General features: G+C 61.4%; 16 protein-coding genes. 6 read left to right on the top strand and 10 right to left on the bottom strand.

The window, feature by feature from the left end; genetic code table 11:
- Positions 1-147: 147 nt before the first annotated feature.
- Positions 148-1,170 (bottom strand): dicarboxylate transporter/tellurite-resistance protein TehA, encoded by a 1,023-nt coding sequence (gene tehA / locus H281_RS0109080; RefSeq protein ID WP_020066787.1) that lies wholly within the window; start codon positions 1,168-1,170, stop codon positions 148-150.
- A gap of 350 nt (positions 1,171-1,520) precedes the next feature.
- On the opposite strand from tehA, the gene H281_RS0109065 reads away from it, so the two are divergent.
- Positions 1,521-2,183, top strand: a complete 663-nt coding sequence (locus H281_RS0109065; RefSeq protein WP_241077848.1) for a biliverdin-producing heme oxygenase — start codon at positions 1,521-1,523, stop codon at positions 2,181-2,183.
- A gap of 17 nt (positions 2,184-2,200) precedes the next feature.
- The gene (locus H281_RS0109060; protein ID WP_020066783.1) at positions 2,201-3,874 is read left to right on the top strand and encodes a sensor histidine kinase; all 1,674 of its coding nucleotides are present in this window, start codon (positions 2,201-2,203) and stop codon (positions 3,872-3,874) included.
- Between the two features lie 100 nt (positions 3,875-3,974).
- On the opposite strand, the gene H281_RS0109055 is transcribed toward H281_RS0109060, so the two are convergent.
- The 9 genes from H281_RS0109055 to H281_RS0109015 form a co-directional block, all read right to left on the bottom strand.
- Entirely contained in the window at positions 3,975-4,412 is a 438-nt protein-coding gene (locus H281_RS0109055) for a response regulator (protein WP_027804429.1), read from the bottom strand.
- 4 nt (positions 4,413-4,416) lie between these two features.
- The gene (locus H281_RS34465) at positions 4,417-6,795 is read right to left on the bottom strand and encodes an ATP-binding protein (RefSeq protein WP_020066781.1); all 2,379 of its coding nucleotides are present in this window, start codon (positions 6,793-6,795) and stop codon (positions 4,417-4,419) included.
- 99 nt (positions 6,796-6,894) lie between these two features.
- Positions 6,895-7,710, bottom strand: coding sequence for an amidohydrolase family protein (locus tag H281_RS0109045; protein ID WP_020066780.1), 816 nt, complete (start codon positions 7,708-7,710; stop codon positions 6,895-6,897).
- On the bottom strand, positions 7,707-8,714 hold the full coding sequence (locus tag H281_RS0109040) for a hydroxyacid dehydrogenase (protein WP_020066779.1): 1,008 nt from the start codon (positions 8,712-8,714) through the stop codon (positions 7,707-7,709). The genes H281_RS0109045 and H281_RS0109040 overlap by 4 nt, the downstream gene beginning before the upstream one ends.
- Positions 8,715-8,718: 4 nt before the next feature.
- Entirely contained in the window at positions 8,719-9,798 is a 1,080-nt protein-coding gene (locus H281_RS0109035) for a LacI family DNA-binding transcriptional regulator (RefSeq protein WP_020066778.1), read from the bottom strand.
- A gap of 19 nt (positions 9,799-9,817) precedes the next feature.
- A complete protein-coding gene (locus H281_RS0109030; RefSeq protein WP_020066777.1) occupies positions 9,818-11,713 on the bottom strand; it encodes a TRAP transporter large permease in 1,896 nt (631 codons plus the stop codon).
- 15 nt (positions 11,714-11,728) lie between these two features.
- Positions 11,729-12,760, bottom strand: coding sequence for a TRAP transporter substrate-binding protein (locus H281_RS0109025; protein WP_020066776.1), 1,032 nt, complete (start codon positions 12,758-12,760; stop codon positions 11,729-11,731).
- Positions 12,761-13,018: 258 nt separating this feature from the next.
- Entirely contained in the window at positions 13,019-13,525 is a 507-nt protein-coding gene (locus tag H281_RS0109020) for a DoxX family protein (RefSeq protein ID WP_020066775.1), read from the bottom strand.
- A gap of 107 nt (positions 13,526-13,632) precedes the next feature.
- Positions 13,633-13,851 carry a tautomerase family protein gene (locus H281_RS0109015; protein WP_020066774.1) on the bottom strand — a complete coding sequence of 73 codons (219 nt, stop codon included), beginning with the start codon at positions 13,849-13,851 and terminating at the stop codon, positions 13,633-13,635.
- Between the two features lie 454 nt (positions 13,852-14,305).
- Here H281_RS0109015 and H281_RS0109010 point away from each other — a divergent pair, with 454 nt between their 5' ends.
- From H281_RS0109010 to H281_RS0108995, 4 genes are all read left to right on the top strand, one after another.
- On the top strand, positions 14,306-14,731 hold the full coding sequence (locus tag H281_RS0109010; protein WP_020066773.1) for a hypothetical protein: 426 nt from the start codon (positions 14,306-14,308) through the stop codon (positions 14,729-14,731).
- Between the two features lie 229 nt (positions 14,732-14,960).
- A complete protein-coding gene (locus H281_RS0109005; protein WP_020066772.1) occupies positions 14,961-17,318 on the top strand; it encodes a hybrid sensor histidine kinase/response regulator in 2,358 nt (785 codons plus the stop codon).
- 659 nt (positions 17,319-17,977) lie between these two features.
- Positions 17,978-19,498 (top strand): helix-turn-helix transcriptional regulator, encoded by a 1,521-nt coding sequence (locus H281_RS0109000; RefSeq protein ID WP_020066771.1) that lies wholly within the window; start codon positions 17,978-17,980, stop codon positions 19,496-19,498.
- Positions 19,499-19,571: 73 nt separating this feature from the next.
- Complete coding sequence (locus tag H281_RS0108995) at positions 19,572-21,053, top strand: ATPase domain-containing protein (protein WP_020066770.1); 1,482 nt, start codon at positions 19,572-19,574, stop codon at positions 21,051-21,053.
- Positions 21,054-21,141: the final 88 nt, after the last annotated feature.

Here is a 21,141-nt window from a genome sequence, read left to right as displayed (position 1 = left end):
TCGGTGGCCCGCGGGCATAGCGCGTTCGTGGGCGCGGGCGCAATCATATTTCGACCAAATTAAACGGACGCTGACTTTTTGCAGTCATGTCGTCCGATTGCAACGGTGTGGGGCGCCGGCACGTCGGCAGCGGGGCGTCGCCGCGGGCTAGCTCGCCCGCGTCACTCGCAAATCCGCCGGTGTTTGCAGTGCCGATTGAGCGCCTGCAGCTGGCGCCGCGGCCGGCGGAATCAGCTTGCCCCGCACCAGCAACGCAAGCGTCTTGAAGGCCAGAATCGCGATGATCACGTTGGCCAGGATGAACAGAGCCGGTGCAGCCCATTCAACGGCTCCTGCCGTGCCTCGTTCGACCATACGCAGCGCCATCGTCGGTAAAGCGGCCACACCGAAGCTGAAGGCCCAGTAACCAGGCACGAAAGCCTGTTGACGAATCCACGGCAGCAACCGCAACAGCAACAGTCCTTGATAAACCCCATATCCGAGCAGGATCAGCGCGAACAGATCAGGCGTGCCGCTCGTCACGCCGAGGTAAGTCACGCCACCCACCACCGGCGGCGCGAGCTGAATGCCGAGCGTGGGACGCAGTGCTTCAGGCAGCGGTTCATGCACGGCTGCACGATGCAGAATCAGCGATTCGATGGCAAGCCAGGACAGCAAGCCCGCACCGAAGAACAACCCGCCCAACTGATGAAAACCGAAGGCCGCCGCCGCCGTGCCCGCAACGAAACTCGGCGCCACGGTCGGCAGGTAAATGGCCGGCGTGACGAGTTCCGGCTTGCGTCCGCCTTGCCAGAGTCGTCCATGCAGATACACGCCGAGTGCCAGTTGCGCGACCACGGCCACACCGAACAGCGCGAGTGCGAGGCGATATGCGTGCGGCTGCAGAAGCTGCGCGGCCAGCATGCTCGATACGGGCGCAAGCGCCGCGAACGACGACTGCACCGGATGCTGCATTTCCTCACGAGCCTCGGCAGTGCGTGTCAGCCACTTCAGCCCGTAGGCGACGAGAATGGCGAGCCACACGACTAACGCGGCTACCGTCGTCAAGGTTCCAATGGCGGCGGGCAAGTGCCAGAGCCTGATCGCCACGCGCCACAGATTGGCGAGCGCGAGGGCGCCCACCGCGATACCGAAGAATGCAACGGGTACTGAGCCACGATTGGTGTCCATCACCGATCCTCCAGGAGTTGCGTCGCGCTACACAGTCCCGGCTTCGCGCGATCGATGACGTACTGTAGAACCGCGCCCGCAAACGCAGAACGCTGGGCGCGCTCAACAAATCGCGCAATCGTCTCAAGATGCGCAGCATGCGGTTCGGTTTCGATCACGCGTTTCATTCGAGCGTTTGGCTCCGATGCGCGCTTTGCGTGCTTGACATTAGCCCCTCTTCCAACTGATCATTTGATGCAGTACGCCCAGTTCTAATGGCACGCGTTCCTGCGCGGCGCCCATCGCACGCAGCGTCTCCTCAAGCCTCCTCCCGTCATTCGCTTCAGCCATTTCCAGTTTTCGCCAGCACGTTGACCCAAAAATCCGACATCGCCCGCCAGCCCACAGGTACAGCTAGTGGCCCGCACAAGGTGCTCACCGCATTGCGTGCAGCAACCTCGCAACGCCACGAGTCGACTCACCTCCTGATGCCGCTGTCGGTCGACAGTGTCGCGCTCGGCGATTACGTCGCGCATCTGGTCATTCTTCGCGAATGGCTCGTACAACTCGAAGCCTGGTTAGCGCATTTCAGCGATGGACCTCAGGCACCGGCGCTGCTCCCAACCCGTAATCGGATAGCGTTGATCGATATGGATCTGGTCCACGCATCGGTAAAACTGGAAGATCGCATTGGTACGCAGGAAGTAAGTAGTACATGTCACTGGGTTGGCAGCGAGAGCGCCGCTTATCGTTGGGGCGTGTGCTATGTGATCGAAGGTTCGCAGTTGGGCGGCGCGGTTTTATACGAACGCCTGAAGGAACGGCTCGCGCCTCATCCTCTCGGATACCTCAAGGCCGGCCGCGAGGCACTCGGTGTGCGTTGGCCGGCGTTCGTTCGCGCAATGTGCGCCGACGTCGATATGCAAACCCAAGCCAGTATCGACGAAGCGTGCCGCGGCGCCTGCGACGCGTTTGACCACCTCATCGAACTCGTGCCGCGTCCCGCCATGGCCACCTTCGCGGGCGGCGAATAACCGCGGGCGACACAGTAATGAATCGCTTCCAAGAGGACGGTCCAACGCCGTCTCACCCGCTCGACGCGGCGTCGGTTTTCGACCTGCTACCCGAGGCTTATCTGATTCTCAACCGGCACTACGAAATACAGCTTGCCAATGCACGCTACTGCGAACTGGTGAGCCAATCGTCAAGTGACCTGTTGGGCAAATCGATTTACGAGGTCAACCAGTTCGGTCCCGAGGAGCAGCGCGAGGCCCGGCGCTCATGGCTGGATAGCGTGCTGCTCGACCTCGCGCCTGGCGAGCCAAAATGGTCGGCGTTGTTCCGCTACGAAAGTCCACGGCGCGCTCAGGATGCGGCGCGCGCCGCTGCTTCAGATCCGGATGGCTCTTCCGCGCAGCTTGCGCCACGTTACTGGAAGATCAAGGCGTCCTTGCTGGACTCGACGCAAAGAGGCGGCGATATCGCTTTGCGCGTGAGCGAAGTCACCGACCGTGTCGACGAATACGAGCGAAATCAGCGCGAGCGCGCGAAGCTCCGTTCGCAGGCGCAGTTGCGGCTGCTGTTGGCGAAGGAAGCAAAAGAGCAGTTGCGCGAGAACGAAGAACGCTTTCAACTCGCGCTTGCGTTTTCGCAACTCGGTGCATGGGAATTGGATCCGCGCACAATGCGCATCGACTGCACGGATCAGTGCAAGGCGAACCTGGGTCTGTCGCACAGTTCGGTGCTGACTGAGCAGCGACTCTTCGGCGAGATCGCGCATCCGGAAGACAGTGTCCGTTTGCGCGATGAAATGAATCGCGCCTTCGCCAGCCGTGAGCATTTCGAAGTGGATTTCCGAGTCGGCTGGGCGACTGGTTCGATCCGCTGGATTCTGGTGCGCGGCGTGGGACGATTCCTGCCCGATGGCGCGCTCAATTCAGTCATTGGATTTACCCTCGACATCACGACTCGAAAAGAAGCCGAGCTGGAGCAGCAGCAAATCGCGTTGTCTGAGAAGCGGGCGCGTGAGGAGAGCGAACGCCTCGCCACGGCGATGGACCATTTCGTCACGACAGTCAGTCATGAATTGCGCTCGCCGCTCGCCGCGATCGTATCCTGGACTCATTTGCTCGAGCGCACGAAAGACGCTTCGCAGGTAGCGCCGCGCGCCGCTGGCGTTATTAGCCGCAATGCGCGGCAACTCGCACATATGGTCGACGATCTGCTCGATAGCGGCGCCATTGTTACGGGCAAGCTGTCGGTCAATCTGAGCCCGGTCGATCTGGGTGCGCTCGCGGGCAACGTCGCAGAAGACATGCGGATGGACGTCGAGGCAAAAGGCTTGCGTCTCGTCGCCGACGATCTCGCATCTGTCACCGTGCTCGCCGATGAAAGCCGCATGAAGCAGGTTGTGTGGAACCTGTTGTCGAACGCGCTGAAGTTTTGTCCGACCGGATTCATCCAGTTATCCGTCACAACCGGTGCAGAACATGTCGAACTCGCGGTGCGCGATACCGGCGTGGGCCTGGATGAAAATTCGCTCAAGCAGATTTTCGAACGCTTCCAGCAGTTCGCCGGCAATGGTTCCGGACGCGTTGCCGGGCTTGGCTTAGGCTTGTGGCTGGTGAATAACCTGGTCGACCTGCATAACGGCACGATCTTCGCCGAAAGCGCCGGCCTCGGGCATGGCGCCACTTTCCGGGTTCGCCTGCCTGTGTATCGCTAAGCCGTGCAGCGCCTCTTCGGCTCACCACGGGCAGCGTGCGTGAACCGCACTGTCAGCCACGCATTGAGCGTGATTGACACGCATGCTGGCGAGGTATGCGTCAGCGCGGCAGAGGCGGCGGTTCGTTGAGTACGGCCCAGAACACACCAAGGTCTTTGATCGCGTCCATGAAGTCCTCGAACTGAACGGGCTTCACCACGTAGGCGTTCACGCCGAGATCGTAGCTGCGCAGCAGATCGCTTTCTTCGCGCGATGAGGTAAGCATCACCACCGGAATGCGCCTGAGATCTTCGTCGGCGCGTACGGTTTTTAGCACCTCGTGACCGTCCACCTTCGGCAACTTCTTGTCCAGCAGAATGACCGCCGGAATCTCCGCACCTCGGTCCGCCCACTGTCCCTCACGGCGAAGGTATTGCAACGCCTCTTCTCCGTCGCGCAACGACACGACCGGATTCGCAAGCCGCGTTTTCTCCAGCGCGATCAGCGTCAGTTCGATGTCGTTGGGATTGTCTTCAACCAGCAAAATTGGTTTTAGCACGCGTTCATTCTCCTTTCATCTTCGTTTCAGCTCTCCGATCAGACCGCGTCCGGTTTTGCGCCAGCAAGTTGTCTGGGCGTGCCGCGGAGACTGCCGGCGATTCTTCGTTCCCGGTTGCAACAGCCGCAAGCGAACGGGGCAGTGAGAATGTCACGGTTGCCCCTTTGTCCACTTCGCCGACCGCCCACGCCTCACCGCCATGACGTTCGACGATCCGCTTCACGGTCGCGAGGCCGATACCGGTTCCGCTAAATTCTTCCATGCGATGCAGGCGCTGGAAGACTTCGAAAAGTTTGCCGACGTAGAGCATGTCGAAACCTACACCGTTGTCTTTCACGAAGAACACGTCGTGGCCGGCTAGTGCATCTTCCCCTGCGTAACGGCCGATTTCGATTACAGCGGCATCGCGCGTCGCGGTGAACTTGACGGCGTTCTCGATCAGATTGCGCAGCACGACATGAATCAGCACAGGGTCGGCTGTAATCTGGCCGAGGTCGCCCACGTGCCACGTGATGTTGCGCTCGGACGCGTGCTTGAGTTCGTCGGCGATCAGGGAGTCGACCAGTTCCTGCACGTCGATCGGTTGCGGACGCAGCGCCGTGCGGCTCATCTGCGAGAACGCGAGCAGGTCGTCTACCAGCTCGCCGCCAAATTTTGCCGATGAAATGATCCGCTCGAGAAAGTGTTGGCCGCGCTCGGACAGCGCGCCGCTTTCCATCTGACGCAGCAGATCCGCGAAGCTGGCGATGTGCCGAAGAGGCGCCCGCAAATCGTGCGATACCGTATAGGAGAAACCTTGCAATTCCTCGTTCGCACGTCCGAGTTCGTGCGCGAGTTGCCCGAGTTCCTCGGCCCGGCGCAGCACGATGCCGAGCAAGGCAGTGCGGAATTCCGAAGCAATTTCCAGTTCGGCAGGGCGCCATGCGAGCGAGCGGTCGCGTACCGTGTCCGTCCAGACGTCGAAGCTCTTGCGCGGAGACAGCGAAGGCGAAAGACTTGCGAGCTTTTCTCGCGGATCGCCCGCCCATTTGATTGTCTGAATGGCTTCCTTGCGGAACCACAGCACGTAATTCCGGAACAACGTCGAAATCGATACGGACAGCAGGCCGGCATAACCTGGATTGGCTGGCACGACCGGACAGGTGAACGCGAGGGCGTCGGTTTCGAACGTCTCCTGAGACTTGGTATCCAGCCATTCGACGAGTTTCCCGACGTCCGCCTCGGATGGCGTGCTGCCAATGAGCAGCACTCGACCGTCAACGACGATGGCTGCGCCGTCTGATGCGGTCAGTCCGAGGAAATCGCCAGGATCGTTGACGAGCGCGTCGGTAAAACTGTCTGCGTCTGCCATTGCACCGAGAAGCCGCGTGAGGGTGCGGCGCAATTCGAGTCGGTATGCGGCTTCGGCATGTTCGTCTTTCGCTTCGATCTGCAGCGACAGCACTTGTGCAATGTGTTCACACGCGGTGCGTACTTCGAAAGGCGGAACGCGCCCGCTATCGTGATGACAGGAAATCAAGCCCCACAGCTTTCCGCGAACTACGATAGACATGGACATGGACGACATCGTGTCCATGTTCTTCATGTACTGCACGTGCACGGGCGATACGCTTCGCAGCGAAGCGTAGGTCAGATCGGTGGGCTTGCCTGTCGACGGGTGCAAGGACGGCACGAGCGGCGCGGGCTGATATCCGGCGTCCGCAATCAAACGGATGCGGTTGCGTATATATAGCGCACGCGCCTGTGCTGGAATGTCCGAGCCAGGAAAGTGCTGGTCGATGTAAGACGCGTACCCCGGTTCGACGTGTTCTGCGATCACGTGACCGATACCGGCTTCGTCGAAGTTGTAGACCAGAGTGCGGCCGTAACCGGTGATGCGATGCACTTCGTCGGCGGCGAGCTGCGCGAGACACTCGATACTGTTCGCCTCTTCAAGGCGGTTGATGAATGTGCGCACGAGCGGATACATCGACGAAAACACGTCGCCGGTTCCCAGCGCCGGCTCGAGTTCGACGATCGCGACACCCTGGTAGCGATGCACGATAACGGCGAAGGGTGATGGCCGCCCGGATGCCTCTTCACCGCGCGGGTCGCTCATCGAACCGATGTAAAGCGGGATGCCGTCATCGACCTGCGAGGCAAGCCCGTTGACGATGCGGGCCGCCCATTCTTCGCCGAGAATGCTCGCGATCGAGCCGCCCAGTGTGTTCTCCGCCGGCGAGCCTGTCAGGCTCGCGATATTGGCGCTGACCTGCAACAACGTTCCGTCTGCGGCAATGCTGAACAGAAAGCCGTGCGGCTGAATGCCGCCTGGGATATGAATGGGTTCTCGCGCGCAGTCGACCTCAGCTGCCGATGAAGCGGAATAGGGCAGTTCTGCCATGCTTGCTCCGGAAACGGTGTGCTGTATTTTCGCATATTCGTTTCATCGGAACTTGAACTGCAGATCGAAATGTATGGGCCCGGCGCGTCTGGAATTCGCCTAAAACCCGTACAACTCAGCCGGATTGTCTACAAGCATCTTGCGGCGAACTTCGTCGCTTTCCGTTAGCCGCATCGTCCAGTCGAGCATGCGTGCGTTGTCGGGCACGGGCTTTACGTTGGGATGCGGCCAATTCGACGCCCACACGCCGCGCTCCGGAAATCGGCTTGAAAGCGTGCGCACGAGCCACGACACGTCGTCGAAATCAGGCGAGCCGTTGCGCGAGCTTTCATAGGGCGCGGACAGCTTGATCCAGCAACGCGGACCGTCGAGCAGGCGGCACAACGACGTGAACCCTTCGCTTTCCGGTGTGACGGGCGCGAGAAATTTGCCGAGATGATCGATGACCAGATTCGACGGTAAGCTCGCCAGCATCGCTTCATAGGCAGGCAACGTGTGCCCATCGAGCTGCAGATTGATATTCCAACCCATCGGTGCGATGCGCGCCGACATGTCCTCGATCACGCTCCACGGCAGTACGCCGCCCGACAGCATCATGAAACGCACGCCACGTATGCCGGCAACGTGCAGGCGCTGCAATTCGTCATCGCTGACGTCGGGCGGCACGACCGCGACGCCGCGCGCACCGTCGCCCAATTGAGCGATGGCCGCGAGCGTGCAACGGTTGTCGAAGCCGTACCCCGTCGGCTGCACGACGATCGCGCGCGACAAACCGAGCCCGCGTTGCACTTCGCGATATGCCGAAGCAGGTGCCGGCGGCGGCGTGAAGGTGGCGCTCGCCGCGAGCGGATAGCCTTCCTCGTACACGTGGATATGGCAATCGCACGCGCCTTCGAAGTCGATTGGAGGTGTCATCGGGCGTCCGTCGGCATGGCAAAGCCCGAGAGGCGATACGCGTGCGCCGCATTCACGGCGCCCGCAGGCATGCGGCCCTGAAACAGTGCTTGGGTTTGCGCGACGGTTTCCATCGATTGATGCTCGATGGCGCCCGGCGTCAGTCCGCCAATGTGCGGCGTCGCGATCACGCGTGGATGGGCTGCCAACTCAGGTGATGGCATCTGATCCGCCGCGCGGCCTACGTCGAGCGCGCATCCTGCCAGATGACCACGCTCCAGCGCGGCGAGCAGAGCGGCGTCGTCGACCAGTTCGCCGCGGGCCGCGTTGATGAAGTACGCGCCAGCTTTCATCGACGCGAAGGTCTGCGCGTTCATCAGATTCGCAGTCTGCGGCGTAGCGGGCGCAAGGCAGACGACGAAGTCCGACTCGGCGAGCAGATCGTCCAGGCCGACTTGCTGCACATGCGTGTCGTCGATCGTCGCATACGGATCGGACACGATCACGCGCATGCCAAAGGCCGACGCGAGAGGACACAGGTAGCGCGATATCTGTCCATACCCGATCACGCCGAACGTGCTGCCGCGCAACTCGCGGCCCATCTTTGGGGCAGGCGCTTCATGCCGGTGATACGCCTCTGCATACGCGGTGGTTCCTCGCGCGAGATCAAGCATTGCGCCGATCACCCACTCGGACACGGCCGGTATGAAGCCTGCGCTCGCCTGCGTGACGAGCACGCCGAGTTCGCTCGCGGCATCTACATCGACTGTACGGATATCCACGGCGCAGCGCACGAAGGCGGCCAGCTTCGGCAGCGCTTCGAACAGCGCGCGCGGCGCCGGTGTCTGGCGGTACGCGATGATGACATCGGCCTCGCGCGCGGCGTCGGCGAGTTCAGTGAGCGTCAGCTCGCGATCTTCGGAGTTGTACGTGACGTCGGCGAACTTCGCCAGCGCCGCCGCGGCGCGCGTGCCGAAGTAATGATCCAGCATGTGCCGGGGATGACTCACGAATACCTTGTTCATGTCCTTATCCTGTCTTTCTGGCTTGCTTCGCTTTCGCCGCGGTTTTGCCCGGGCGCGCGACCGACTCGCGCTCCACGAGCGTGATATCCGTGAACAGCGCCTGCTCCGATGCAGGCATGGGTTCGTCGTGCGGACGCATCGCGCGCTCCACCATCGCGGCGGCCATCGCCGGCACCGGAAGTTGCACGGTCGTGAGCGCGGGGTTTGAAATCGCCGCGAGGAAATGCCCGTCCATGCCGACGATCGACACGTCTTCCGGCACACGTAGTCCGCACTCGCGCAGGCCTGCCATGAGGCCAAGCGCCATCAGGTCGTTGACCGCGACAATGCCGGTCGGGCGCGCGTCGTCTTGCGAGAGCAGGCGCGCGAGCGCGCGACCGTTCTCAGCGATCATGGAGTCGCCGTATTCGTTCACCGGGCCGCTGTCGAGCACGCGCGCCTCCTCTGATAGCCCCGCCTCCTGTGCTGCCGAGAGGAACCCGTTGATCTTGTCGCGGCGGCTCATCGTCACGCCGGTCAACGTTGCAAAGGCGAGCCGCGCGTGGCCGTGCGCGATCAGATGGCGCGTCGCGATGCGCGCTGCTTCGAAGTTGTCCGGCGTGACGTGTTCGACGCGCGTGGTCTCACCTTCGGTCGCGCGGCGGTCGTAACTGACGACGACCATGCCGCGTTCGACGGCGGTTTCCAGATGGCGCTCGTTCGCAAGCGACGAGATGACGATTACGCGCCGCACGCCTTGCGACAGCAGGTCTTCGAAGAACGACGCTTCCTTCGCCGGATCGCGATACGTGTTGCCGATCATCACACGGTAGCCGTAGCGCTCCTGCGCGTAGGTTTCGACCTCGCGGGCGATGTAGCCGTACATCGGATTGGCGATGGACGGCACCAGCAGTCCAATGAGCGGCGTCTGTCCCGTCTTGAGCTGACGGGCGAGCGTGCTCGGCCGATATTGCAGCGAACTCATCGCGGCCCGCACGCGCGCGAGCGTTTCCTGACGCATCTGATCGGTGCGGCCGTTGAGTACGTTGGATACCGTGCTCACGGATACACCGGCTTCGCGGGCGACATCCTGAATGGTGCTCATAAGGTTTTGCATCTGCCGGCTACAGGCCGAGCCGGGTCGGCAACCACAACGAAAAGGATGGCACCAGCACCAGGACCACCAGTGCAATGCACAGCACCAACAGATATTTGAGCATAGGACGCGCTACAGCCTTCATTTCCGTGCCGGTGATGGCGCATGTTGCAAAGAGGCCCAGGCCGACCGGCGGCGCGAACAAACCCAGGCCCATTGCGACGACGATCACCGTGCCGAAATGCAGCGGGTTGATGCCGAGCTGCGTGGCGATCGGAGTAAGCAACGGCCCGAAGATGATGAGCGCGGGTGCGCCTTCCAGCACCGCGCCGAATACGATCATGATCAGCACGGAAAGCAGCAGGAACATCGTGGGACCGTATTGATGTGCGAAGGCGATCATCGAGTCGGAGACGAGCGCGGGAATCTGCTCGATGGTCAACGCGAACGACACGCTGGAGGCCGCCGCGACGATGAACAGAATGCTGCTCGCCATCGATGCCGAGCGAACGAATACCCGTGCCACCGATTTCGGCGTGAGTTCGCGAAAGGCCAGCCAGCCGACGATAAGCGCATAGACCACGGCGAATGCGGACACTTCGGTCGACGTCGCGATACCCGACGTCACGCCCTTGCCGATCATGGTGATCATGACGAGTGCGACCAACGCGCCGCCGAGCAGCGGCATCCACGCGCGAGGATTGGTGAGCGCATCGGCGAGATTGATGCGGCGCCCGAAAATCACCGCGACGATCGCCAACGCCACGGCAAGGACGGCTGCCGGCACCACGCCCGCCAGGAACAGCCCCGCGATCGATATGTTCGCGACGAAGCCCATGATGATCATGTTGACGCACGGCGGAATGGTTTCGGCCATCACGGCGCTGCAGGCGAGCAACGCTGCGGCTTCGTTCGGATCTTCCTTGCTCTGGCGCACAGCCGGCATCACGACACCGCCGACGGCCGCGATATCCGCGAGCTTTGAACCGGATACACCGGAGAAGAAGGCCGTCGCCATGATCGTGATGAGCCCGAGGCCGCCGCGCACGCGCCCGAATATTCGCAGCAGCAGTTCGATCAGTCGCGACGACATGCCATTGGTTTCCATCAGCAGGCCGGCTAATACGAAAAACGGAATGGCGAGCAGCACGAAATGATCGGTGCCGGCCATTACTTGTTGCGAGTAGACGAGCATCGGCAGCGACGGGTCCGCGAGGAAATACAGCAGCGCCGAGAACGCGAGCACGAAGCCGATCGGCACGCCGAGCACCAGTGCGCCGACGAAACCGGCTATCAGCAGCGAGCCGGGCTTGATCGCATGAGCGGGCACCGAGGCGTTCCACGCGAACACCGCCGCCGCGAGCAACAGGCAGCCGATCAATGTGCCCAGCACGGTCTTGCGCGCGCCGTTTACCGCGTTGGCGAGCGCGAAGATCGTCATGAATACGCTGCCAATGACGAGTGGATACACGTTGATCCATGCGGGGAGGCCGCTCGGCGTCATCTGACCGTACGAATCGACCAGCAGCAGGCACGACGACACGCAAAGATTGCCCGCGACGCCCACGATCACCCAGTGCCCTACATGAACGAGCGCGGGCTGCCAGCGCATTGGCAGCATGCCGCGGAACAGGTCGACGCCGACGTGCTGGCTGCGCGCAAGCACCGTGGCGGCGCCGAAGAACACCAGCACGATCATCAGCGCGCCGGCGACTTCCTCGGCCCAGTCGAAAGGATCGTGCAGGAAATAGCGGTAGATCACGGAGAGGAACACCACGAGCACATCGGCCGCGAGCACCGCCGCGCACAGGTATTCGATCCAGCGCATGAGACGGGCGAGGCCGCGCGCGAGCATGGTCTCATGGCCGAAGCCCGGTGCGGCGAGTTGCGTTTCCGGTCCGGGCGTCGCGGAGAATGTGGTCATGGTGTGCCTGCCTCGTTAGCCGCGCGCTGCGGCGATTGCGCTGAAGAGCGGCGCGGTCGAGGGATACTGCTTCGAGAAGCTCGCGTACAACTGCGACTGCATTTCGCCGCGCGCGGTATCGCGGTCGGCCTTCGACATCGGATAGAACGTCATGCCGCGCTTTTTCAACTCCTGCTCGGCGCGGGCAGCCGTTTCGATGGCTACGGTGCGTTGCTTCACCGTCGCGTCTTGCGCCGCTTTCTGAAACGCGGGACGCAAATTCTCCGGAATCTTCGCCAGCGCACGGCGGCCCATCGCGACGACGAGCGGGCTGAACACATGCTGCGTCTGCCAGCACGACTTCACGACTTCGTCGTACTTGCTGGCAAGCACGGTCGCGCAGTCGTGCTCGAAGCCATCGACGACGCCTGTTTGCGCGGCCATGTACAACTCGCCGATCGGAATGGGCGTCGGTACTGCGCCCATCAGCTTGAAGGTTTCCATGAAGGCGGGCGTGGGCAGCACGCGCAGCTTCACGCCCTTGATGTCGGCAAGCGATTGCGTGGGCTTCTTCGTGAACACGTTGCGCGCGCCGAACGAATAGCCCCATGTGACGACCGAGCAGCCCGCACGCTGTTGCAGCATCGTGTCGAACGTTTTGCCGACGGTGCCGTCCATCGCGCGCCCGACATGGTCGAAGCTGTCGAACACATAGCCCAGATCGAGCATGCCCAATTCCGGCAACACGGTCGCCCAGATCGACGAGCCGGTGACCATCATGTCGACGGCGCCGACCTTCACCTGCTGCACCACGTCGCTTTCCTTGCCGAGCTGGTTGTTCGGGAAGTAGTCGATCCGGATCTGATCGCCGACGCTCGCTTTCAGGTTCGCAGCAAGGTTTCGGTACCACACGTAATGCGCGGCGTTTTCGTTGGGAGGCATGGACGACGACAGCCGCAACGTAGCGGCGGGCTGCGCACGCACGATCGCGGGAAACCCCGCGCCCGCGGCTGCAAGTGAAGCTGCCGAGGCCGTCTGAAGGAACCGTCGCCGGGAAATGGAATGCATGGTGTTGTCTCCTGGATGCCGCTTTGAGCGCGGACGAGTTTGTCGGGCGCGGCAAGAAAGAACGCGCCTCTGTATCGATTTAGTGTATCGATACAGTAAATCGCGGCATCGCTGGAACAAATGGGCGTTTACCCGGGTGCACGCGGTGGTTGACTATGAGGCAGTGCGGACCGACACATCGCATAAAGCGACCGCGATACAGGCGTGAACAAGCGGCTCGCGGCGCTCGATGGTCAACGCCGCACCAAGCTGCGTGCGTTAAATTTCTCTGCCGATGGCCTTGTCGATCGAATAGCGGCCGGCGCCCTTGAACGCAATATGCAGCGCAAGCAAGCCCATCAGGGCGGGATATTCCATGCCCTTGTCCAGCCAGACCCATGCTGGCGCGAGGACGAAGCAGATCCCGATCATTTCGAACGTGATCATGGCGGCAAAAATGCGCGTCATGAATCCCAGGGCGATACACAGCGCGCCGCCCGACTCGAGGAAGGTCACGAAATAGGCGAGCATTTCCGCTGCCGGAAGGTGAAGTCTGGAATCGATCAGCCGCATGGAACTCGCCAATGGATTGTCCATTGATCCATGTGAGTGGCCGAGCACCTTCGGGAGTCCGTGCGTGAGAAGGACAATGCCGAAACCAAGTCGCAATATGGCGTATGACACAGGATCAAAGAGCCGATAGAGCCGGCTGAGTTGCGGAATGATCAGCTTCGGAGCCGTCGCACCTGCGTTGCGGGTGTCGAGTTCCTGCGTGTCGAGATCCATAGCCAGGCTCCGCATGAATTGAAAAGACCGGGTGAGAGCAGCGTGCCGGACCGCGCACGGACGGGAACGAGTAGTCCGGTGAACCCTGCGCGTTCCCCGAACGACAGTTATTTCGACTTCGGAGCGAGTCCCATTTTTTCGAGCGTCAGGGTTTCGTCGGCGCGGCCCCATCCTCCATCGGCAACTTCCTCGACAAGGACCATGGAATACGGGCGGACACCTTCACCGAAGTATTCGACGAACATCGCCGTAGTGCGATGGATGATCTCTTCCTTGCGCGCGTGATCCAGAATGCCTTCCGGGAACTTGTAATTTGCAAACGGCATAGTGCTTCTCCTGTAGATGCCTCGTTGACGAGGCGCATGTCGCGGCACCGGGCGGTCCGGCATGACTGACCGCATTTTTGTCGTTGCCCGTCTTGAGATAAAGAGTGGCAGATGGACAACTGCATTCGAGGTCGATCAATAATGAGTGAGCGAAGGGGGCTGTAAACGGGGGCGGTGTTGCTTGCTGCCCGACAGTGCATCACCTGGAAATCGCTGTAAGTCGGTTTAGCTCCGAAACCGGTGTCGTCAGACGATTCGTTGCATCGTCAAGGAGCACCGGCTGCGCGCCGGGCGGACCGCTGCTGCACGCGAATGTTTGCCCGATCGCGACGGACGATAGCGAGTCGGTACAAATAATGCTGGCGCATTTGCAGCCAGGCCGGTTGCATGCAGTTATCGTTGATGCAAGACAAGGACTACCACCGGGGTAACGATGACTTTGAAAAAGTACCCAATGCGACTCTTTTTATGGCTGCTGACGCCCGCCCTCTTTTTGTCGACACCGGCATTCAGTCATGCACTGGATCAGGAAATGGCATGCGAGGGCACGCCCCATGACTTCGTCGAGGAACTGGTCGATCAGCAATCGATTGAGACGCCAGCCAACCGCGTTCAGCCGGATTCAGTCAACGCGTTCCGCCCAACCCGCGGTGCACATCTGACCGCGTTCGGTTTCCGGGTGAAGGCGATTTTTGGGTATCAGCCCGGCGATCCGCTTTTCGAGGCCGGCACCGGCAAGCCAGCGTCCGCGCCGCTCTATGGCGTGGTCGTGTTCGGCTCGTCCGAGTCGGTGCAGCGGGAACTGGCTGCGGCGGGCAGCCATGCCGTCACTCATTCGGTGATTCCGATGGTGCTAACCGCAATTGTGTGTGCGCAATGACACATGACGAAGCGCCGCGCCTGGTCAGCTCGACCGGTGGCGGATACGTTTAATCATGCCAGCGCCAACGGCACCCGCGAACGCGCTGCGCAGGCCGTGGAGACCGTTGAGCAGGCAACTTTAGAAGATTTCGATTGCGGTGGAACTGTGTATGTTTGCTAACACTAGAGCATTGGCTGTCGCGCTATTAGAGGCGAATCCCGCTGCGTGTGCAGTGCTCGCTCGTGACTTGACCGTAATTGAAGCTAACGTCCGTTTCAGCGACCTGTTCGACTATCGCCCGTCACCGTCGGTGTCCACGAGCCTTGTTTCTCTCGTCATCGAGAAGCTGCCGGTTCTGTCGAGGGAGGCGTCGCGAGCAAAACTTCTGGCGGTCGCGGCCCGAGCATTTGAAGAAGGTCGAACGCAGAGCGTCGTCATTGCCGACGCTGCGATCGATGCGGACGTCGCGCCGGGTGCTGCTGGTTCTGAGTCGGGCATCACGTGGCGGATCGAATTCAATCCTCTTGCCGTGGAGGATGCCATCGACATGGCTCCAGCGATGGTGGTGCTGGTGAAGTCCAAAGACGCTGCGGGCGAGGTTTCAGCGGCAGGCAGAAAGTTAGAGGGCGCCGCCGCGTCCGGGAACGATGACGCTCGTGACGATTCGGAATTGCGTCGATTGCTGTTGGAGGCCCGATATCACGCGCTGGTGAAGGTGGCCAGCTCGGCGGCCTACGTGTGCGATGCCATGGGCAGGTTCGTGGTGCCGCAACCTTCGTGGGAAAGCTATACGGGGCAGCCTTGGGAGAAGCACCAAGGTTATGGGTGGGCCGAAATGATTCACCCGGACGATCGGCTCGTAGCGCAGACAGCGCTGAACAGGTCTCTCGAAACAGACGGGCCGTATCGCGCGGACGTCCGGCTGTGGCACGCCGCATCTTCGACCTACAGACGCTGTCAGATTCGCGCGGCGGGCTCGCATGACGAGAGCGGCGCGATCTACGAATGGGTGGGGATGATTACCGATGTTGAAGAAACGCTAATCAACGCGCAAAGTCTCACGGAAGAACGCGAGCGTCTCGACCTGTCGATCCAGGCAGCCGAAATCGGCACGTTCCATTGTCCGATTCCACTGGACCGGATCATCTGGAACGTCAAGTGCAAGGAACACTTCTGGCTGCCTGCAAACGCCGAGGTTGGCTTTGACCTGTTCTACGCAAGGATTCACCCGGACGACAGGCAAAAAACCCGGGACGCTGTCGAGAAGGCGGTCAACGAAGGTGTCCCCTACGACATCGAATACCGAACTGCTTCGCCATCGGGCGATATCCGGTGGATTCGTGCCAAGGGACGAACACATGTAGACGAAGCGGGTCGGCCGCTGCGGTTCGACGGTATCACCATCGACGTCTCTTCTCACAAGGCGCTTGAAATGGAGCGCGACCGGCTTCTGACAAACGAGCGGCTGTTGCGGTTAGAGGCGCAACACGCCAATCAGCTCAAAGATGCCTTTCTTGCTACGGTGTCTCACGAGCTGCGAACGCCGCTGAATGCGATGCAATCGTGGCTCTATCTTCTGCAACACGAAAACACCGATCCCGAACTCATCGCGCGCGGCATCGAGGCGATAGATCGCAACGTCGAACTGCAAACGCGGCTTGTCGACGACCTGCTGGATCTGAGCCGGATCGCCGCCGGCAAGCTGTTCATCAATTCAAGCGAGGTGGACCTCGTGCCGCTGCTCGTCGCCGAAATCAGTGACGTTAAGTTGGCTGCGCGCGCTAAAGGAGTCGAGATCGTGCCGCGGCTCGCAGACACATTGCTCGTGGAGGGCGACCCGCTCCGGCTGCGTCAGGTGTTTTCCAATGTACTCAGCAATGCGCTGAAGTACTCGAAGGCTGAAGGGAAAATCGGGATCGTTGCCAGTCGCGCAGGCAACTGGGCAGAGATACGGGTTGAGGACAATGGAGCGGGAATTCCTGCTTCTTTCATCAACCACGTATTCGAGCCATTTGCGCAGGCTTCGCAGGCGACGACACGCCGCTTCGGCGGGCTCGGTATTGGTCTCGCAATCGCGAAGAGCATCGTGACGCTGCATGGCGGATCGATCACGGCCCATAGTGAAGGCGATGGGCGTGGGAGCACTTTCGTCGTTCACATTCCTTTGCTGGCCGAAGACAGAGAACCACCGGCTGGACCGCCGCTGACCGACATAGTGACATCGTCCCGCGACGAAGCGCTCGCCGGCATCAGAGTGCTTCTGGTCGAAGACGAAGCGGACGTCCGCGATGCGATGCTTGCCGTGCTGGAGTCCGCTGGAGCCGGAGTGCGGGGTGCCGAATCGGCGCCCGAGGCGCGTCGGCAGATCGATGCGGAGCAATTCGACGTCATTCTTTCAGACATCGGCATGCCGGACGAAGACGGCTATTCGCTTATCCGCTCACTGCGGCAGCAGGCCAATCAAACGCCCGCAATCGCGGTGACAGCTTTCGGGCGTCCGGAAGACAGGGCTCGCGCATTGCAGGCCGGCTTCGACCTGCATATGCCGAAGCCCGTCGAGCCGATGAGTCTCTTCAGGGCCATTCGGGAACTGCTCCGAATCTAGGCTCCCAATGACGTCGGCTGAAGCATACCGAGCGGCGGCGCAACGCTACGAACGTGATCGAGGTCCTGCGTGCGCGTGCCGCTCTTTCTCACGCGTGGATCGTTGCGTGGATCGTTGTGTGCGTCGTTCTCTCGCGGCCTTTTTCTCGGCCGCCCCCTCTGCTTCCGCATGAGTGTCGCCGATTACCTTGCCGATCGCTTCCTTCACCGAGCCTTGCGCTTCACTGGTCTGAGTCGTCCTTCCTCGTGGGTGATTCATTTTTTGTCTCCCGTCTTGCACCAAACAAAACCATTGTCTTTCATAAGGTAAGGAAGAGCGGCGCTCGGAAAGTTCCCGACCTACATTCGAACCGGACCTTTGGGCGCTAAGAGGGCAGAATCATTTGCTGTCAACATGCAATTGCCCCCACGCTTTGGGTGCATTTGCGGCTACCGGTCGGTAAATACATCCCTGATAATCTCGCGATAGCGAACGTACCCGGAAGACCCTATCCGCACGTTCTCATGTTGCTGCCGCATATGCCGTTCGGGACGATTTCCATGGCGTGTGCGCGACCCGACAGGCGGTTGCAACCGGCGAGTTCGCCGGTGCGCCGCTGCGGGCGCTTTCGTCCTTGAACCTTGCCGCGACGCGGCGCCCGAACAGAACAGCCAGCCGCGATGGACGCTTCCGTGCAACGCCCGAAAACTGACCGCCGTCAGCTCCAGCAGATCATCGCAGGCCTGAGCGAAGGGGTCATTCTCATAGAACCCGACCAGAGCATTCGGTGGGCCAATCAGGCCGCCCTCGACATGCATGGCGCCAGCAGCATCGAGGAACTCGGCCGGAATGTCTCCGAGTACCGCCAAAGATTCCAGCTTCGCTACCGGAACAATCACCGCATCGAACCGGGCAGCTACCCGATCGATCGCGTGGTCGCCGGTGAATCTTTTAGCGACGTACTGGTGGAGGTCGCACCCGCCGGGCAAGCCGAGCCGCGCTGGGTTCACCGCGTGCGAAGTCTGGTGATTACCGACACGGACGGCGAGCCGGATTGTCTCGTGCTCATCCTCCACGATGCAACCGAGTGGGCAAGCGCGGAAGAGCGCTTCGAAAAGACATTCGGCGCAAACCCGGCTCCTGCCGTTATCTGCAGGCTCAGCGATCTGCGCTTCATCAAGGTCAACCGCGGCTTTGTCGAGATGACGGGCTATACACGCGAGCAGGTAATCGGGCGTTCAGTCTATGAACTGGATGTTCTGGAAAATGCTTCGCAGAAGGAGCTGGCCGTCGAGCGTCTGACAGCAGGGCAGACGATTCCGCAAATGGAAGCGTTGCTGCGCCTCGCGGACTCGGAGTCCAAGCTGGTTATCGTCGCCGGACAGCCGATCGATCTCGCCGACGAGCCGTGCATGCTCTTCACGTTCATGGATCTCGAGCCGCGCAGAAAGGCCGAACAAGCGCTGCGTCGCAGTGAGGAGCAGTTTGCGAATGCGTTCAGGATGGCTCCCATTCCGACCATCGTCTACGCACGTGATTCGCTCCGGCTGCTTGAGGCGAACCAGGCGTTTCTCGACGCGACGGGTTTCGCGGCCGAAGAACTTGTCGGTCACACGCTCGAAGAATCGACCTTCTGGGACGCGGAGGATGCGCACGCGAAGATAGAGCAGATGCTCGCCACGTCGGGCAACCTGCGCAACGTCGAGTTCAAGGTGCGCACGCGGGCCGGGCTTGCGGTCGACTGCCTGATCTCCGCCGAGTCGGTCCCCATTCATGGCGACGACTGCGTGCTGATGGTGTTTCAGGACATCACCGAGCGCAAACGCACCGAGCTCGAACTCCTTCTCGCGATCGAAGCGGTCATGCAGGACGCGTCGTGGTTCAGCCGGTCCATTCTGGACAAGCTTCGTCATATCCGCAGCGGGACGGCACCCGGCAAGATCGATGCGGCGATTTCGGACCTGACACCGCGCGAGCGCGACGTTCTCGCGCTGATCTGCGAAGGACTTGCCGACAAGGAAATTGCCACGAGACTCGGCGTGGCTCCGAACACCGTCCGCAGCCGCGTGAGCACGCTATACGCAAAGCTCGGTCTGCACAGCCGCAGTGAGGCGATCATCTGGGCGCGCGAACACGGCCTGCCGGCTGGCGGCGTTGCAAGCGCGCGTCCTGCAGCACGCGCTTCCCGACGTTCTTCCTGACTCCGATGCCGGCACAGCCGGCGTCTTTTTACCTCTCATGGAAAATCAAAGTTCTGACCTCCGTGGCAGTCACATGGACCGCCGCGTATCAACCGGCGTTGCCGGCCTCGACGAGATCCTGGCCGGCGGTCTTACGGCAAGCCGGGTCTACCTGGTCGAAGGGCCGCCCGGCGCGGGCAAGACGACTCTTGCACTGCAGTTCCTGCTCGAAGGTCGACGCCTGGGGGATACCGGTCTCTACGTCACGCTGTCCGAGACCGCGTCCGAGTTGCGTTCCGTTGCGGCGACTCACGGATGGTCGCTCGACGGTTTGGCAATCGTCGAGTTGTTGAGCGACGAAGGGCTCACGCCTGAATACGAACAGACGGTGCTGAATCCGGCCGAGCTCGAACTCGGCGAAACGGTGCGTAATGTGATGCGAGAGGTCGAGCAGGCTCGTCCGACACGTGTGGTGTTCGACAGCCTGTCCGAGCTACGGCTTCTGTCGCAGAGTCCGCTGCGGTATCGGCGGCAGTTGCTCGCGCTCAAGCGATTTTTCGGCAACCGGAACTGCACAGTGCTGCTGCTCGACGACGAGACTTCCGACGCCGGCGACGTGCAGTTGCACAGTCTGGCGCACGGGGTCATCAACCTGAATCAGGTCACGCACGAATACGGCACGCAGCGCCGGCGTCTGCGCGTCGTCAAGATGCGCGGCGTGGCCTTTCAGGGAGGTTTTCACGACTTCACGTTGAAAAGCGGCGGCATTCAGGTTTTCCCGACGCTGGTGGCCGGGGATCGACACGTACAGTTCGATCACGAGAATCTCTCGACCGGCGTGCCGGAACTCGACGCGCTGCTGGGCGGCGGCCTTGCGCGCGGAACGAATACTCTGCTGGTGGGGCCGTCGGGCGCGGGCAAAACCACTACCGTGCTCCGGTGCCTGCAGACGGCACTCGAACGGGGCGAGCACGCCGTCTACTATCTCTTCGACGAAACGCTCGGCACGCTACTGCGTCGCGCAGCAGCGCTCGGCATGAATCTTTCGCCTCACCTGGAAAGCGGTCTCCTGTCGATCAAGCCGATAGATCCAGCGGAGCTCTCGCCAGGGGAATTTACTCACCGCGTCCAGGCGGCGGTCGAGACGCACGGTGCGCGCGTGGTGGCTATCGACAGCCTCAATGCATATCTGCAGGCGATGCCTGGCGAAAAATACCTGATGCTGCAGATGCACGAGCTGCTGACCTATCTGAACCAGCAGGGCGTCATGTCTCTGCTCGTCCTCGGTCAGCACGGGATCATCGGCGAGATCCAGAGCAATATCGACGTGAGCTACCTGAGCGATGCATTGCTGCTGTTCCGGTTCTTCGAAGCGGAAGGCTCGGTGTTGACTGCGGTGTCGGCGGTCAAAAGCCGGACCAACATGCACGAGCGCTCGATTCGGCAATTCCGGCTGAGCGACAAGGGACTCGAAGTAGGCGATGTGTTGAGCGACTTCAAAGGCGTGTTGTCGGGACTGCCGTCTTATGCCGGACACACGCCTTTGCTCGGCGCGAATGCCGTCGCCTCCGAGTGAGAAGCCGTCGCCCGTAGCGGGCACATCCCGGTAAAAACCTACCCAAAGAGCGAGGCGACGGCCTTCGAACACCGCGGCATGACGGAAC

It is taken from the genome of Paraburkholderia caledonica (assembly GCF_000383275.1).
GTDB classification, from domain to species: domain Bacteria; phylum Pseudomonadota; class Gammaproteobacteria; order Burkholderiales; family Burkholderiaceae; genus Paraburkholderia; species Paraburkholderia caledonica.
Note: the sequence above shows the minus strand (reverse complement) of the source record. Positions and strands in the feature narration are given on the sequence as shown.

Coding starts and splice junctions, on each gene's coding strand:
- H281_RS0108995 (WP_020066770.1), top strand. CDS start 19,572: ATGGACCGCCGCGTATCAACCGGCGTTGCCGGCCTCGACGAGATCCTG.
- tehA (WP_020066787.1), bottom strand. CDS start 1,170: ATGGACACCAATCGTGGCTCAGTACCCGTTGCATTCTTCGGTATCGCG.
- H281_RS0109015 (WP_020066774.1), bottom strand. CDS start 13,851: ATGCCGTTTGCAAATTACAAGTTCCCGGAAGGCATTCTGGATCACGCG.
- H281_RS0109000 (WP_020066771.1), top strand. CDS start 17,978: ATGGACGCTTCCGTGCAACGCCCGAAAACTGACCGCCGTCAGCTCCAG.
- H281_RS0109040 (WP_020066779.1), bottom strand. CDS start 8,714: ATGAACAAGGTATTCGTGAGTCATCCCCGGCACATGCTGGATCATTAC.
- H281_RS0109025 (WP_020066776.1), bottom strand. CDS start 12,760: ATGCATTCCATTTCCCGGCGACGGTTCCTTCAGACGGCCTCGGCAGCT.
- H281_RS0109045 (WP_020066780.1), bottom strand. CDS start 7,710: ATGACACCTCCAATCGACTTCGAAGGCGCGTGCGATTGCCATATCCAC.
- H281_RS0109010 (WP_020066773.1), top strand. CDS start 14,306: ATGCGACTCTTTTTATGGCTGCTGACGCCCGCCCTCTTTTTGTCGACA.
- H281_RS0109020 (WP_020066775.1), bottom strand. CDS start 13,525: ATGGATCTCGACACGCAGGAACTCGACACCCGCAACGCAGGTGCGACG.
- H281_RS0109060 (WP_020066783.1), top strand. CDS start 2,201: ATGAATCGCTTCCAAGAGGACGGTCCAACGCCGTCTCACCCGCTCGAC.
- H281_RS0109030 (WP_020066777.1), bottom strand. CDS start 11,713: ATGACCACATTCTCCGCGACGCCCGGACCGGAAACGCAACTCGCCGCA.
- H281_RS0109035 (WP_020066778.1), bottom strand. CDS start 9,798: ATGAGCACCATTCAGGATGTCGCCCGCGAAGCCGGTGTATCCGTGAGC.
- H281_RS34465 (WP_020066781.1), bottom strand. CDS start 6,795: ATGGCAGAACTGCCCTATTCCGCTTCATCGGCAGCTGAGGTCGACTGC.